At 44.8% G+C, this 16,486-nt stretch carries 12 protein-coding genes; all 12 read left to right on the top strand.

Annotation, left to right across the window (positions count from 1 at the left end; translation table 11 throughout):
• Window positions 1–18 precede the first annotated feature (18 nt).
• The 12 genes from flhC (at window position 19) to FG11_RS05995 (ending at window position 16,469) form a co-directional block, all read left to right on the top strand.
• Window positions 19–585 (top strand): flagellar transcriptional regulator FlhC, encoded by a 567-nt coding sequence (gene flhC, locus FG11_RS06050; protein WP_020182160.1) that lies wholly within the window; start codon window positions 19–21, stop codon window positions 583–585.
• 32 nt (window positions 586–617) lie between these two features.
• On the top strand, window positions 618–1,475 hold the full coding sequence (locus FG11_RS06045) for a class I SAM-dependent methyltransferase (RefSeq protein ID WP_052184961.1): 858 nt from the start codon (window positions 618–620) through the stop codon (window positions 1,473–1,475).
• Between the two features lie 213 nt (window positions 1,476–1,688).
• Complete coding sequence (gene motA / locus FG11_RS06040; RefSeq protein ID WP_020182158.1) at window positions 1,689–2,552, top strand: flagellar motor stator protein MotA; 864 nt, start codon at window positions 1,689–1,691, stop codon at window positions 2,550–2,552.
• Window positions 2,553–2,593: 41 nt separating this feature from the next.
• Complete coding sequence (gene motB / locus FG11_RS06035) at window positions 2,594–3,538, top strand: flagellar motor protein MotB (protein WP_020182157.1); 945 nt, start codon at window positions 2,594–2,596, stop codon at window positions 3,536–3,538.
• A gap of 69 nt (window positions 3,539–3,607) precedes the next feature.
• Window positions 3,608–4,147 (top strand): hypothetical protein, encoded by a 540-nt coding sequence (locus tag FG11_RS06030; RefSeq protein ID WP_020182156.1) that lies wholly within the window; start codon window positions 3,608–3,610, stop codon window positions 4,145–4,147.
• A 60-nt stretch (window positions 4,148–4,207) separates the two neighbouring features.
• Complete coding sequence (locus tag FG11_RS06025; protein ID WP_020182155.1) at window positions 4,208–4,576, top strand: response regulator; 369 nt, start codon at window positions 4,208–4,210, stop codon at window positions 4,574–4,576.
• An 86-nt stretch (window positions 4,577–4,662) separates the two neighbouring features.
• A complete protein-coding gene (cheA, locus tag FG11_RS06020; RefSeq protein ID WP_047533814.1) occupies window positions 4,663–7,008 on the top strand; it encodes a chemotaxis protein CheA in 2,346 nt (781 codons plus the stop codon).
• Window positions 7,009–7,020: 12 nt separating this feature from the next.
• Window positions 7,021–7,527, top strand: a complete 507-nt coding sequence (locus tag FG11_RS06015; RefSeq protein ID WP_047533812.1) for a chemotaxis protein CheW — start codon at window positions 7,021–7,023, stop codon at window positions 7,525–7,527.
• Between the two features lie 30 nt (window positions 7,528–7,557).
• Window positions 7,558–10,152 carry a methyl-accepting chemotaxis protein gene (locus FG11_RS06010; protein ID WP_047533810.1) on the top strand — a complete coding sequence of 865 codons (2,595 nt, stop codon included), beginning with the start codon at window positions 7,558–7,560 and terminating at the stop codon, window positions 10,150–10,152.
• Window positions 10,153–10,461: 309 nt separating this feature from the next.
• Window positions 10,462–10,701 carry a hypothetical protein gene (locus FG11_RS06005; RefSeq protein WP_020182151.1) on the top strand — a complete coding sequence of 80 codons (240 nt, stop codon included), beginning with the start codon at window positions 10,462–10,464 and terminating at the stop codon, window positions 10,699–10,701.
• A 291-nt stretch (window positions 10,702–10,992) separates the two neighbouring features.
• Window positions 10,993–13,647 (top strand): methyl-accepting chemotaxis protein, encoded by a 2,655-nt coding sequence (locus tag FG11_RS06000; RefSeq protein WP_047533808.1) that lies wholly within the window; start codon window positions 10,993–10,995, stop codon window positions 13,645–13,647.
• 116 nt (window positions 13,648–13,763) lie between these two features.
• The gene (locus tag FG11_RS05995; protein WP_052184960.1) at window positions 13,764–16,469 is read left to right on the top strand and encodes a methyl-accepting chemotaxis protein; all 2,706 of its coding nucleotides are present in this window, start codon (window positions 13,764–13,766) and stop codon (window positions 16,467–16,469) included.
• The last annotated feature ends 17 nt before the right edge of the window (window positions 16,470–16,486 follow it).

Genomic DNA, 16,486 nt, shown 5'->3' with positions numbered 1-16,486 from the left:
AGGAATAAGGGGTTTATCATGCAAAAGAAAAGCGTAGTCAATGAGGCAGAACAAATTCAATTGGCCATGGAAATGATTCGTTTAGGCGCGCGTTTACAGCTCCTAGAATCACAAACCACATTATCGCGCGAGCGCTTGATTAAACTCTATAAAGAAATGAAAGGCTGCTCACCTCCAAAAGGGATGTTGCCATTCTCAACCGATTGGTTCTTAACTTGGCAGCCAAATATCCACTCTTCCATTTTTTATAATATCTATAAATTCATGGTGGATTACGCAGATGTAAGCGGTATTCAAGCCATCATCAAAGCCTACGGTTTGTACTTGCAACAAGTGACTGATGGCCAAACAGATGCAGATGTAGAGCCAGTGCTTTCACTGACACGTGCCTGGACCTTGGTACGCTTTGTAGAAAGCAAAATGTTGAAACTCAATGCATGTAACTGCTGCGGTGGCAACTTTATTGTGAACACCTACGACTTGAATCAACACTATGTATGTAACTTATGCCATGTGCCTTCACGTGCAGGCAAAACCAAAAAAGCCAAAGAGTTAAGCTACAAATTAGTTTCTATGACAGCTTAATTGTATAGATTGAATGATTGAGGCGAGCGCAAATGCAACTTCATAGCCAACACCGTCCAGACACATTTTTTGAAGACACTGCTTGGTATCAGCGTGCGTTGCAAAGCCTTAGTAAGACGCCTTCGCTATTAGCACTGTTAGTACAGTCTGCCGCATTTGGTGTGATATTGATGTACGCCAAAATGAGTGCACCGGCTGAGAGCGCAATGTTAACAGCTGACATGACGTTTTATGTGTTCTCTTTGGTCTTGTTGCAGTCCATGTTTGCTACGTTTATTGCCACCTGTGTAGGCATGGCAGTATGGTGGCGCTGGATTCACTTTTTCTTCCCGCTGGCGTTATGGCTGATGTCCATTTTGCATGTGCCCAGCAGCGTATATTTCATTGGATTTGTGGTGACCATGGCCCTGTATTGGACCACATTTAAAACACAAGTCCCGTTTTATCCTTCCCGTCCTGCCGTATGGCAAGCATTGCACAGCTTGATGCAACAACATCGTCCACACCATGCTTTACGCATGATCGATATTGGCAGCGGCTTGGGTGATGTCTCCACCTACATTGCGCAGCACCGCCCCAATGATATGGTCGAAGGCATTGAAATTGCACCATTACCTTGGTTGATCAGCAAAGTAAGAGCTTATTTGAAAGGCTCGCGAGCCACCTTTACACTGGGTAGTTATCACGCCTTAAATTTTGCAGACTATGACGTTGTATTTGCCTACTTATCACCCGCAGCGATGACTCAATTGTGGGAAAAAGCCAGCCAAGAAATGCGTCAAGACACACTGTTGGTCAGCCTTGAGTTTGATATTCCCAATGTCATGCCAGAGCAGATTATTCAGACCGGCGATACTACACCTGACTTGTTTGTGTGGCGCATGGCATAACTGTTAGCCACTAAGCGTTAAAGCTGCGTCATTACACGCTTCTCGTAAGTTCCCAATCCTTCCAGCAATACATAGTGCCTATTTAAAGCATCACGGATGAACAGGATTAAAAGCCTGAAAAATGCCCTTTATTCCCTCAATTGATTTTTGTCCGCACTTGTTATTCTGATACCAATTTAAGAAGTTTTCTATTGGCTGTTCGGAGACGATAACATGTTTGTCATTATTGGTTACATCGTAGTGTGCGGCACCATTTTTGGTGGCTATGCGCTGGCGGGAGGGCACTTGGGTGGCTTATGGCAGCCGCTGGAGGTGCTGATGATTTTTGGTGGTGCAGTCGGTGCATTTATTGTAGGCAACGACACAAAAGCACTCAAAGCCACATTAAAAGCACTCCCTACTATCTTTAAAGGCTCCAAATATACCAAATCCCTGTACATGGATTTGTTAGCGCTCTTGTTTGAGATTCTTAGCAAAATCCGTAAAGAAGGCATGATGTCAATCGAAAAGGACGTCGAGGATCCTGAATCCAGTGCCTTGTTCAACAAATACCCAAAAATCCTGCACGACCATCATTTGGTTGAGTTTATTACCGATTATTTACGCTTGATGGTGTCCGGCAATATGGATGCATTCCAAGTGGAAAACTTAATGGATAACGAGATTGAAACACACCATATGGAAGGCCATGTGCCTGCGCATTGTATTGCCAAACTAGGCGATGGCTTGCCCGCTTTTGGTATTGTGGCTGCAGTGATGGGGGTAGTGCATACCATGGAAAACGTTGCATTGCCGCCAGCTGAATTAGGTATTTTGATTGCGCACGCATTGGTGGGGACATTCTTGGGGATTCTGTTGGCTTATGGTTTTGTTGGCCCGTTATCTGGTTTGCTTGAGCAGAAATTAGAAGAGTCCAGCAAGATGTTCCAGACCGTCAAAGTGACGCTGTTGGCAAGCTTGAATGGCTATGCGCCAGCCATTGCCGTTGAGTTTGGCCGTAAAGTGCTGTACTCCACAGAGCGTCCTGGTTTTGCGGAACTTGAAGACCATGTAAAACAAGCTAGAGCAGCTAAATAATTCGATTGAATTGACGTAATAGATAGTTAGAGGAAGCAGTTATGGCTGAAGATCGTATTGCACCGATTATTGTTAAGAAGATTAAAAAAAGTGGTGGTGGCCACCATGGTGGTGCATGGAAAATTGCCTATGCTGACTTTGTGACAGCCATGATGGCGTTCTTTCTTTTGATGTGGCTGTTGGGGTCTACCTCTAAAGCGCAGAAAGAAGGCATTGCAGAATACTTTAAAACACCATTGAAGGTCGCCATGATGGGCGGCCCTGCGATGGGCGTCACGGATTCAGCGATTAAAAACACGGGTGGTAGAGACATCACCAAAAAACAAGGCCAGGTCAAACCAGTGGATGGCCCGCCAGGTAAGCAGAAAACAGTCACGATTGAAGATGCAAAAGAAGCATTGAAAAAAGCGGAGCAAGCGAAATTAGAAGATTTGAAACAAAAGATTGAGCAAACGATTGATCAAAGCGAGACCTTAAAGAAATTCAAAAGTCAGTTGATGTTAGACATTACGCCTGAAGGCCTGCGTATTCAAATCTTAGATGAACAGAATCGTCCGATGTTTGAATCGTCTAAAGCTGATTTGCAGCCGTATGCTAAAGAGATTCTCCATGAAATTGGCAAAATGTTGAATGGCGTGCAAAACAAAATCAGTTTATCTGGGCACACCGATGCTGCACCTTATCCGAATGGCGACAAAGGGTATAGCAATTGGGAACTGTCTTCTGATCGTGCGAACTCTTCACGCCGCGAACTGATTGCAGGCGGTATGGATGAGTCAAAACTACTCCGCGTAGTGGGGCTGGCTTCTGCGTCTTTATATGATAAAGAGAATCCATTTAATCCTACCAATCGACGTATTAGCTTGGTGGTAATGAATAAGCAAGCAGAAGAAGATGCACTGAAAGATGCAGAGAGTGAGCATGCGGATATAACGAGTAATCAGGCTGGTGTGGTATTGCCAGCGGGTATTGTATCGCCAAAGTAGTGCAACAATTAAGCTGGTTTTACAACGGTATTCAACAAATTGAGATGAAGTGCAATGAGGCATGATGTTATGGAAATGAATAAATTACCCATCAATGAGTTAAGAACGCTTTTGACAGCCGTGGCTAACCACGGTAATCAGCATTTGGTCGAAGTGGAATCTGATCTACAGCAAACCGCTTTTTTATTGAATGAAGCGATTGAGAAACTCAGCACCAGTTTTATGAAGATTCATGACTTGATTGCACACCAACATAATTTATTGGTGACCTCTGGCCAGTTAGATGAAGCCATGACTTTTGCAATTGAAGAATATGAGGAAAAGATTGGTAATGAAGTAAATTCAGTGGTGACGGGTATGCAGTTTCAAGACATGACGAGTCAATTATTACACCGCACGATCAATCGTGTGAATGGTTTGAAAGCGCTATTACAAGAGCTATCTGAACATGGGTATGACATGGACGCACAGCGTGAGCATGATGATATTGCCAAGTTTTTGGTCAATATCAACGACATTTTGCATGCTGGTAGTCATGCACTTTCAGGCAATTTAAGAAAAGCAGTGGGACAAAAAGATATGGCCACCGGCGATATTGATTTGTTCTAGGCACAAGTATCACTCTATTTTTTGGGTAGTAATTTTTAACAAAATAAAAGCGAGTACGAAATGGCAAAAACAATTTTAGCAGTCGATGACTCCGGTTCACTTCGTCAAATGGTGGCATTTAGCCTTAAAGCTGCTGGTTACGATGTGTTGCAAGCGGTAGACGGACAAGATGGCTTAAACAAAGCCAAAGAAAAAACAGTAGACCTTGTGCTGACTGATCAAAATATGCCGATTATGGATGGCCTGACTTTAATTAAAAATTTACGCGGATTGGGTTCATACCAAAAGGTGCCTATTTTGATGCTAACCACTGAGTCTAGCGACGAAATGAAGGCTAAGGGTAAAGCTGCTGGCGCCAATGGCTGGTTAGTTAAACCGTTCGATCCGAAGCGTTTGATCGAAGTTGTACAAAAAGTAATTGGTTCATAAAGTATAGAGATGAAGAGATATCCGCAACGTTGGGCGAGTTTAATAGATGCAAGCCGGACGTACACAATGAAAAACGGGGTACCACAATGACAATAGACATGAGTCAGTTTTATGAGGTCTTCTTTGATGAAGCAGATGAGCTGCTTGCTGAAGCAGAACGCCTGTTACTAGGGATTGATATTGATCAGCCCGATACAGAAGATTTAAATGCGATTTTTAGAGCAGCGCACTCCATTAAAGGTGGCGCTGCAACATTTGGTTTTATGGACATGGCTGAAATTACGCATGTGCTGGAAAACCTGTTGGATAAAATTCGTAAGAATGAAATGAAATTGACCGGTGAACATGTAGACGCATTTTTGGCTGCCAAAGATGTGTTGAAAATGGAGCTGGATGGACATCGCCATGCGACAGATGTAGATCAAGACCAAGTGGCTGATGTCAAAATGGTATTGAAATCATTGTCTGAGGCAAGCCAAGATGCACCAGCTCAACAAGCCGCGCCAGCACCACAGACTGCGCCAGTTGTTGAAACGCCCGCGCCTATTGCGGCAGCGCCAGCACCGGTTGTTGCGGCAGATATCGCCATCGATTTACCACCAGGCCACCAAGTGTTTAATGTGGCATTGCCAGAAATTTCAGAAAAAGATTTATCCAATATTAAAGATGAATTAGCGCTATTAGGTGAGGTGACAGCGGCAAAAGGTGCCAATGATCGCTACGTATTGACCTTAATTACTGATTCCACACAAGATGACATCGTTTCTATCTGTTCCTTTATTTTAGATCCGGATGATTTGGTCATTACCTTGGGCAATGCGCCAGGTGCTGCACCTGAAGCTGCCGTGGCTGCTCCTGCTCCCTCAGCACCTGCTGAAGTCGAAGCTGAGCCAGAGCCCGTTGCCAATGGTAAAGTGAAAGTAGAGGAAGAGGTTGGCTATGGCTTGTTTGCCGAAGATGGTAAAGAGAGCCAAGAAGAAGGCTACGGTTTCTTTGCGCCATTCAAACCACATCCAGATGCAGAGAAAGCGCAGCTCATTGGTGACGACACTAAATTGACGGCTGAAAATGCAGGTGCCAGTGCTGTTACTGTCGAGGCCAAAGCGGAAGCGGCTAAACCAGCTGCAGGTAGCGCAGAGCCAGCAGAGAAACGTACATTAGCCAGACGCGAGTCTGACAAAGCGCCAGCCAATGCGGAAACGACATCGATTCGTGTCGGGATTGAAAAAGTCGATCAACTGATTAACTTAGTTGGCGAGCTGGTCATTACTCAAGCCATGATCGAGCAGCGTGTGAACGCATTGGATCCAGTGCAGAACGAGGCCTTAATCAATAGCGTTGGTCAGCTCACACGCAATACACGCGATTTGCAAGAGTCTGTGATGTCGATTCGTATGATGCCAATGGACTTCGTGTTCTCACGCTTCCCACGCATGGTGCGCGATTTAGCAGGCAAGTTGAACAAGAAAGTAGAGTTTGTCACCATTGGTGCAACCACAGAATTAGACAAAGGCTTGATCGAGCGTATCGTCGATCCATTAACGCATTTAGTGCGTAACAGTGTGGATCACGGTATTGAAACACCAGAAAAACGTAGAGCCGCAGGTAAATCAGAAACCGGTGTGTTGACATTATCTGCAGCACACAAAGGCGGCAGCATTGTGATTGAAGTGACAGACGACGGAGCAGGCTTAAACCGCGACAGAATCTTAGCCAAAGCCCAGTCCAATGGCTTAGCTGTCAATGAGAACATGTCGGATAGCGACGTGTATTCACTGATCTTTGCGCCAGGTTTCTCAACTGCTGAAGTCGTGACCGATGTGTCTGGCCGAGGTGTAGGGATGGACGTGGTGAAACGAAACATTACTGCCATGGGTGGTGTGGTCGAGATTCGTTCTGCTTTAGGCTTTGGTACGACAATTTCGATTGCGTTACCACTGACGCTTGCTATTTTAGATGGTATGTCTGTCTCACTTGGTCATAGCGTCTATGTAGTGCCGCTCAACTTAATTGTGGAGACATTACAACCTAAAGCAGAAGACATTAAAACAGTCACAGGTGAAGGCTATATGGTGCATGTGCGTGGTGAATATTTGCCTATTATTGCGCTGCATCGCTTATTCAATCATCACACCGACATTACAGATCCAACACAAGGCGTCTTAGTGCTCATTGAAGCGGATGGTAAAAAATCAGCCTTGTTTGTCGATCGTTTAGTGGGTCAGCAGCAAGTGGTGATTAAGAGTTTGGAAACCAACTTTAAGAAAGTACCAGGCGTATCCGGCGCTACCATCATGGGCGATGGCTCAGTAGCGCTTATTTTGGATGTGCCTGCGATTATTCAGATGGGCCAAACCACCAATTATATTACTGGGGCTGCGACTTTTTCGCATCAAGCTGTCCCCTCCATTTCAAATCCAGCGAATGCATAAGGAGTGAATGCAATGAACACGAATACTGAAGCGGTTTCCACCAACACGAGCGCAGGCATTAAGAGCGCCGCAGGTGAGTATTTAACTTTTGTGCTAGGCACAGAGCAATACGGACTGGAAATTCTCAAAGTACAAGAAATCCGCGGTTACGACGCAGTGACGCAAATTGCGAATACCCCAAACTTTATTAAAGGAGTAGTCAATTTGCGCGGCAAGATCGTGCCGATTGTGGATTTACGCATCAAATTTAATTTAGGCAAGGTGGAATATGACGAGTTTACAGTCGTGATTATTCTTAACTTGAGTGGCCGTATTGTGGGCATCGTGGTCGATGGTGTATCTGATGTGATGGCATTAAAAGAAGAGCAGCTACGCGAGGTACCTTCGTTAGTGACCAGTATTGATACCAAATATATTGTAGGACTTGCAACAGTTGAGCAACACATGCTCATTCTTGTGGACATTGAAAAACTGATGAGTAGCCAAGAAATGCAACTTATCGACGCTGCTGTCCATTAATACATATTCATCCAGCCTAGGGGGAATTTTATGTTATCCAGTATTGTAGATAAATTAGCCAGTCAAACCACCAGTGTACAAAAGCTGAAAGAAGAGGTGGCGGAATTTCGAGCGCTGAAGAAAGAGATTGATAAAGCCAGATGCGTGATTGAGTATGATGCGAATGGTACGATTGTTTCTGTCAACGCCAATGCACTGAATGCATTAGGTTATCAAGCACATGAGTTAGTTAAACAAGCCCATACGGTCTTGTTAAGTCGTGCTGAAGCCGCAGATGCTGGATATCAAACTTTCTGGTCGCAACTGGCACAAGGACAATCGCATACTGGGCAATTTAAATTGCAAGATAAAGCTGGCCAAGAAAAATGGTTTCAAGGTTATTTTGCACCAGTGCTGGATGCACAAGGCAAGCTCATGAAAGCGGTTGCTTACCTAACCGATGTGACAGAATCTCAGTTTCATACCCAAATGCTACAAGCTGGTGAAGCGGCTTTAAACGAAACGTTTGGTGTGATGGAATGTGATTTTAATGGCATCGTATTAGACTGTAATGCGCAGTTCTTAGGACCTTTAGGCTATAGCAAAGACGAGGTCATTGGTAAAAACATTACCATGATTCTGGATCCAGGCACGGCACAAAGTGCGAATTACAAAGCACTTTGGGAAAAGCTGAATAAAGGCTTAAGTGAAACGCGTCAAATTAAACGTATAGCCAAAGACCTTAAAGAGTATTGGTTTCAATCCACTTATGTGCCTGTACAAGGTAGTCATGTACCCACCCCTAAAGTCATTATCTACTCTTATTGCATAACCGCAGAGAAAATGAAAAATGCTGATTACGAAGGTCAGTTAAGTGCGATTGGCCGCACACAAGCGATTATTGAGTTTGATTTAAAAGGTAATATTCTGAAAGCCAATGATAATTTCTCTAAAGCCATGGGTTATTCACTAGATGAAGTTGTTGGCAAACACCATAGCCAATTTGTAGAAGAGTCCTACAAAAATAGCCAAGAGTACAAAACATTCTGGGAAAAACTGGCTAAAGGCGAAGCGAATGCTGGTGTGTTTAAGCGCATTACCAAATCAGGAAAAGACGTTTGGTTGCAAGCGGTCTACAACCCTATTTTAAATTTGGATGGCCAGCCATTTAAAGTTGTGAAGTACGCAACAGATGTGACCAAATATAAGTTATTAGATGCGGATAATGCTGGTCAATTGGCTTCGATTAATCGTGCTTTGGCTTCGATTGAGTTCACGATGGACGGCCATGTCACCAAAGTCAATCAAAACTTCTTAGATACTGTGGGCTATCAAGAGTCTGAAGTCATTGGTAAACATCACAGTATGTTTGTAGAGCCTACTTATCGTGGCTCTGCCGAATACACACATTTTTGGCAAAAACTGAATACTGGAGAATTCGAAGCTGGTCAGTTCAAACGTGTGGACAAGTCTGGTCAAGATATTTGGCTACAAGCTAGCTACAATCCAATTCTTGATATGAATGGCAAGCCATTCAAAGTGGTTAAATTTGCTATTGATATTACTGAACAACATAAAGCAACTGATGTGTTACAAGCTGCGGTTGAAGAAACGCAACATGTGATTGAATCTGCCAAAGCTGGCGATTTAACAAGCCGTGTGCCATTAGAAGGTAAGTCTGGTGCAATTGCTAGCTTGTGCGATGGCGTGAACTCACTCATGGATAAGATGACAGAAGTATTATTATCTGTACGTGAAGCAGGCGAAACCATTAACACTGCTGCCGGTGAGATTTCAACAGGCAATAACGATTTATCACAACGTACTGAACAACAAGCTTCATCACTAGAAGAAACGGCTTCAAGCATGGAGCAACTTTCATCTACAGTGAAACAAAATGCAGAGAACGCTAAACAAGCCAATCAATTGGCGGCTGCGGCTTCTGGTGTAGCAGTCAAAGGTGGCGAAGTGGTTGGCAACGTAGTGACAACCATGAGCGCGATTAACGAGAGCGCACGCAAAATTGAAGACATTATCAGCGTGATTGATGGCATTGCTTTCCAAACCAATATTCTTGCATTAAACGCTGCGGTAGAAGCGGCACGTGCGGGTGAGCAAGGCCGTGGCTTTGCTGTGGTGGCGGGTGAAGTGCGCAACTTGGCACAACGTTCTGCCAGTGCTGCAAAAGAGATCAAAGAGTTAATTTCTAACTCTGTCAGCAAAGTAGAAGAGGGTACACGCCTGGTTGAAAATGCTGGCAACACCATGACTGAGATTGTGTCATCAGTACAACGTGTGACGGACATCATGGGTGAGATTTCAGCGGCTTCAAGTGAGCAAAGTGCTGGTATTGATCAAGTGAATAACGCGATTACCAGCATGGACGAAGTGACACAGCAAAATGCGGCCTTGGTGGAAGAAGCAGCAGCAGCAGCTGAATCACTCGTTGACCAAGCCGTTAGCTTAATGGATGTGGTTAGTAGCTTTAAACTGCAAGGTGCTGCTCAACATGAGCGTCGTTCACACAGCAGTCCAATGCGCAGCGCACCAAAACCGGTGGCAACCGCAAGACCTGTTGCAAGACCAGCCCCAGCAAAAGTATCGATGAAAACCGGTACAGATGACGGAGATTGGGAAGAGTTTTAAACCAATCTGCAAGCAAATCAGTGGACATAAAACAGCGGGCTAAATGCCCGCTGTTTTTTATTGTATGGGTCAGTATGGGATGTTGCAAAAATGATGTATTCACGCGGGTTTCAAAGACATTTCGTCAATATGCATCATGGTGTATTGCGAGTAAAAAAATATTTGTAACTACATTGTAAAAGTCTTAAAGATTGTAGGAGCCGCTCCGTTAATTTTAATAAGTGGTTTAGTTTTGTACGAGATTTTTGTATGAGATATTTGTACGAGATCAATAACTAGACCTTTTTTAATCCTAGTAACGGAGTGTTTATGGCAGTTAAATTAGTAGCAACAACATTAACAACATTGGTTTTAGCTTTAGCAACACAGCAAGCACTAGCAGCGGAAGTATGCACAGTGTCTATGATGGGCCGCGTATGTTATGAAGAAGGTAGCCCGGAAGCCACTGCAGCACACATGAAGGGTAATGCTGTTGCAGATGCTGCCGCTAAGAAAAAAACTGAGGTTGCTGATGCTTCTAAAGAAACTAAAAAATTAGTGAGTAAATAAGGTGTAATTTTGATAGCTTAATTGCTAAATTAATCGATCGATTTAATCGAAAAATAGTACAACTAAAAATGCCTCTCAGTATCACGCTGAGGGGCATTTTTTATGGGGAAACGGTTTACAGGCATTGGGTGACATCTGATTTGGAAAAGAGGGGTATTTACGATGCTTTTCTAGTAATGAAATGGCCTTCAGAAAGTACAAAATGGTGTCGTTAAATGAGTAAAGTAAGACAACTAATAACACACCTAATTAACTGGGAAATTTGGAAATGAATATCGTTTGGAGAAAAAAATGAGTGTTGCCAATAGAATGTATGCGCTAATTTTGTTAGCAGCGGTCGGGTTGTTTTCTCTGGCGGGTGTCAGCTATATTCAAATGAACCGCATTTACGAAACCACCAATTATGCAAATCAAAATTCAGCCCCGAGCGTAGAAGTGTTGGATCGTGCACTCGCACAATTTGAGCGCTTAAACAGCTTGATTTGGCAGCATATGCTGAATACCGATAGCGCCAAAATGCAAGTGATTGAAACGCAAGTAGCTGAAACACATAACTTGCTGACATCTACGCTTAAAGGTTACGAAAAAAACAATGTAAGTAACGAGAAAGATAAAGCTTATCTCGATAAAGATTTTGCCATGTTGGCCGAGTACGACCAAATGGGTGGTGAAGTACTCACACTGTCTTTGGCGAATAAGAAAAATAATGCGCGTGATAGTTTGTTGGCGTCATCCATCAAGGTAGAGCAAGTTCAAAATGCAATCAAAGAGCACCGTGAGTTCAACTTTGAGTTAGGCCAAGCTAGCGCCAAACAAGCCGCAGAAATGAAGGCTGGCGCGGTGTTGCTGTTACTCGTGATTGCCGGATCCATCTTGGCAGCAGTGGTGTGCATTGGTCTCTACATCAAACGTAATTTAATGCAGCAACTTGGCATGGAGCCAGCTGCGCTGTCTGTGATTGCCAAAAACTTTGTAGAAGGCCATTTAACGCAAAAAATTGAGTTGGCTGAGCATGACAAAGCCAGTGTTGCTTACTCTATCCGCAGCTTACAAAAAACCTTAGACGGCTTGGTGCAATCTTTGCAGTATGTCAGCCAGCAACATGATGCGGGCGATATTGACTGCACCGTAGATGCTACACGCTTTAAAGGCGGCTATTCAGACATGGCCAAAGGCATCAATAAAATGGTGGCGGGTCATATTGAGATGAACCAAAAAGCCATTCAAGTAGTGAAAGCATTTGGTGAAGGTAATCTGACCGCTGAGCTGGAACAGTTCCCAGGTAAAAAAGCGTTTGTGAATGAAGCCATTGAGCAGGTACGTGCCAATATCCAAGCGCTTGTAGCGGATGCCGATATGTTAGCGCATGCAGCTGTAGAGGGTCGCTTATCTACCCGTGCCGATGCAAGTAAACACCAAGGTGATTTCTACAAGATTGTACAAGGTGTTAACGACACATTAGACGCTGTGATTAACCCGCTTAACGTTGCGGCTAGCTATGTGGATAGCATTTCTAAGGGCAATATCCCCGCGAAAATTACAGACGATTACAGTGGTGACTTTAATACCATTAAACATAACCTCAATACCTGTATTGATGCAGTCAATGCTTTAGTTGCCGATGCTGCACGCTTGGCGCAAGCCGCAGTAGAAGGCAAGCTGGCGACGCGTGCAGACGCAAATCAACATCAGGGAGATTTCCGTAAGATTGTGGAAGGCGTCAATGCTACATTGGACTCTGTGATTAACCCGCTGAACATGGCTGCAGAGTATGTAGAGAACATCTCTAAAGGCAATATCCCAGCGAAGATTACCGATGATTACAGTGGCGACTTTAATGTCATTAAGACTAACTTAAACACTTGTATCGATGCGATCAATCGCTTGGTCACCGATGCGAATATGCTGGCGGAAGCGGCCACCGAAGGCCGTGTGACCCAACGCGCAGATACCACGCAACACCAAGGTAACTTCCGTCAAATTGTAGAAGGCGTGAATCAAACGCTGGATATGATTGTGGCGCCCATTACCGCCGTTAAAGCGGCCGTAGAAACAATTGCCACTGCCGCTGGCGAAATATCCACCGGCAATAGCGATTTGTCTGCGCGCACAGAGCAACAAGCCTCTAGCTTAGAAGAAACAGCAGCCAGCATGGAAGAGTTGGCTGGCACCGTTAAACAAAATGCGGACAACGCAAAACAAGCAAATCAGCTGGCGATTACCGCCTCTGGTGTGGCTGTCAAAGGTGGTCAAGTGGTGGCCGAAGTGGTGAATACCATGACAGGCATCAACGAGAGCGCCCATAAAATTGAAGACATTATCAGCGTGATTGACGGTATTGCCTTCCAAACCAATATCTTGGCATTAAACGCTGCGGTAGAAGCGGCACGTGCTGGTGAGCAAGGCCGTGGCTTTGCAGTGGTGGCGGGTGAGGTGCGTAACTTGGCACAACGTTCTGCCAGTGCGGCCAAAGAGATCAAAGAACTGATTACCGACTCTGTCAATAAAACAGCCGAAGGCACCAAATTGGTGGAAAACGCGGGGACTACGATGGAAGAAGTCGTGGTTTCTGTACAGCGTGTTGCCGACATTATCAGTGAGATTGCAGCGGCTTCTGCAGAACAAACTACAGGCATTGACCAGGTGAATCAAGCTGTGACCAGCATGGATGAAGTGACGCAGCAAAATGCGGCATTAGTCGAAGAGGCTGCAGCTGCAGCGGAATCATTGCTGGAACAAGCCAATCAGCTGTCGGAAGTGGTGAGCGTATTCAAGTTGGATACTGTAGGTACGGATCGTCGTGCAACACACAGTCCAATGCGTAGCGCCTCTAAACCGGTTATGCAATCAAAACCAGCTGTCCAATCAAAACCACTTAGTCAACCTGCGCCTACCAAAGTATCGATGAAGACAGGCACGGATGATGGTGATTGGGAAGAGTTTTAATTTTAGCATGTGACGCAAGAATTGAGCGGTTTAAGCCTACTTAATCGCCAATATAAAACAGCTTGCGTCCACCCATAATACATTTGAATAGTGGTTGAAGAAATTAAGGATGCAACATGGCAACAATGAAAAAGGAAAATATTGTGATGAGCCAATTACGCAGTTTGAAATTAAAGACGCAACTGTTGTTATTGATTGGCGTCATGGTATTAGGGTTTGCGTTTGCTGGCGTCATGGCAGACCGTGCTTTTGATAAAGTATTGGTCAATGGTGAGGTCTATCAAAACATTCAGGCACATAAAAATTTGGCGGCAGATATTCTGCCGCCACCCGCTTACTTGCTTGAGTCTTGGCAGGTTGCGCTTGAGATGGCAGCCATTAAAAATGCGCCTTTACAGCCTTTAATTGATAAAAGCGAGCAATTGTCAGAGGCCTTTACCAAACGCGCTGCATTCTGGGTAGAGACACAACCACAGCTGAAAAAAATCCTGACAGAATCACTCATCCCCACAGGTGAGACATTCATTCGTGTGCGTGATAATCAATTGATTCCAGCCGTGCGTTCTGGCGATGCCAAACGTATTGATGCTGCGCTGAATAACCTTAAAAATGCCTATCAACAACACCGTGCGGTGATTGATGAATTAGTCGTATTGAATGACAAGGCTTATAAAGTCATTGAAACTGAAGTGCCTGCACAAGTGCAATCTGCACGCACACAATCCTTAGTATTGGCATTCATTGCATTGAGCATTGCATTAGCCGGTTTATTTGCTGTAGTGACGCATGTCATCCGTCAGCTTGGCGGTGAGGCTTCAGAAGCATTGGCAGCGGCCCAACATATTGCCGAAGGTGATTTTAGTGCCAATACATCACATTCCAATCAAGGTGCCAATGTCATTGGCGCACTGGCGCTTGCCTCAGAAACGCTTATCCAGATCGACCGTGAAATGGCACGTATGGATGCCGAACATCAGCAAGGCAATGTGGACGCGAATATCGATGTAAGCAAGTTTAAAGGTGCGTACCGCGATATGGCCATTGGCATCAATCGTATGGTGGCAAACCATGTAGCGGTCATGACCAAAACGACAAGTTGCGTCAATAGCTTTGCAAAAGGCGACTTTGACGTGCCGTTAGAGAAATTCCCAGGCAAATTGGCCTTGGTCAATGAGGGTGTAGAAGGGCTACGTGGCAATATCCACGCACTTATTTCTGATATGCGTTTGATGGCCGAAGAGCACAGCAAAGGTAACACCAACTTTGTGATAGATACAGACAAGTTTGCCGGTGACTATCGCTTGTTGGCGATTGGCGTCAATAGCATGGTGAATGAGTATATCGACGAGAATAAAGCGGTCATGGAATGTGTCAGCCAGTTCGGCAACGGCGATTTCTCAGCCAATATTAAAGAATTCCCAGGTGAAAAAGCCTACATTAACAAGAACATCAAGAAAATTGGTGGCAATCTTAAAGGCCTGATTGAGTCTGTGAATTGGGTGAGTGGCGAGCACGAAAAAGGCAGCATAGACATGACCTTACGTGACGACATGTTTAAAGGTGATTTCAGTACGCTCGCTAAGTCCGTCAACAAAATGATGGCTGGCTTGCTGGATATGAATCAAAAATCGATGCAGGTAGTCAAAGCCTTTGGTGAGGGTAATTTTAGTGCGCCATTAGAGCAGTTCCCTGGCAAAAAAGCATTTATTAACGAAACCATTGAGCAAGTGCGTAGCAACCTAAAAAATCTGAACGAAGATGCGCAGCTGTTGGCTGATGCTGCTCGGGATGGTCGTGTGTCTGTGCGTGCTGATGCCTCACGTCATCTTGGTGATTATCGCAAAATTGTAGAGGGTATGAATGAAACCCTAGACATGATTGTGACCCCAATCACCACCGTAAAAGTGGCTGCAGAAACCATCAATACGGCTGCTAAAGAAATCGCGCAAGGTAACTCCGATTTAAGTCGCCGTACCGAAGAGCAAGCCGCCAATCTAGAAAAAACAGCGTCCAGCATGGATGAGTTGTCCAGCACTGTGAAACAGAATGCCGACAACGCAAAACAAGCCAATCAATTAGCCATTACTGCCTCCGATGTGGCAGTGAAGGGCGGTCAAGCCGTGGGTGAAGTGGTGTATACCATGAGCGCGATTAATGAGAGCGCACGCAAAATTGAAGACATTATCAGCGTGATTGACGGTATTGCTTTCCAAACCAATATCTTGGCGCTAAACGCTGCGGTAGAAGCAGCTCGTGCAGGTGAACAGGGCCGTGGTTTTGCCGTAGTAGCAGGCGAAGTACGTAGCCTAGCACAACGTTCTGCCAGTGCAGCCAAAGAAATTAAAGAGCTGATCACCGATTCTGTCAGCAAAACCACAGAAGGTACTAAGCAAGTAGAAAACGCCGGTGCCACCATGCAAGAGATTGTGACTTCGGTAAAACATGTGGCAGACATCATTGCCGAGATATCAGCGGCTTCACAAGAGCAAAGCGTGGGTATTTCACAAGTCAATGACGCCATTATTCGTATGGATGACACTACACAGCAAAACACTGCATTGGTTGAACAAGCAGCAGCGGCAGCTGAATCCTTGATGGAGCAAGCAGACGAGCTAATGAATACCGTGAGCGTATTTAGTATTGAAGGCAGCTCTGCTTCATATCATCAATCATCAGCAAAATTAGCCAGTGTTGCCTATAGCAAACCGACCCAAGTGCACAAACCGGCCCAAACACATAAATCGGATCAGGTACAAGCCAAACCAGTTGCAGCACAGAGCTACGCGAAAACGGGTACGGATGATGATTGGGCAGAGTTTTAATTTAAGCAAAATCAAAA

Source organism: Methylotenera sp. N17, assembly GCF_000799155.1.
Lineage (GTDB): Bacteria > Pseudomonadota > Gammaproteobacteria > Burkholderiales > Methylophilaceae > Methylophilus.
Note: the sequence above shows the minus strand (reverse complement) of the source record. Positions and strands in the feature narration are given on the sequence as shown.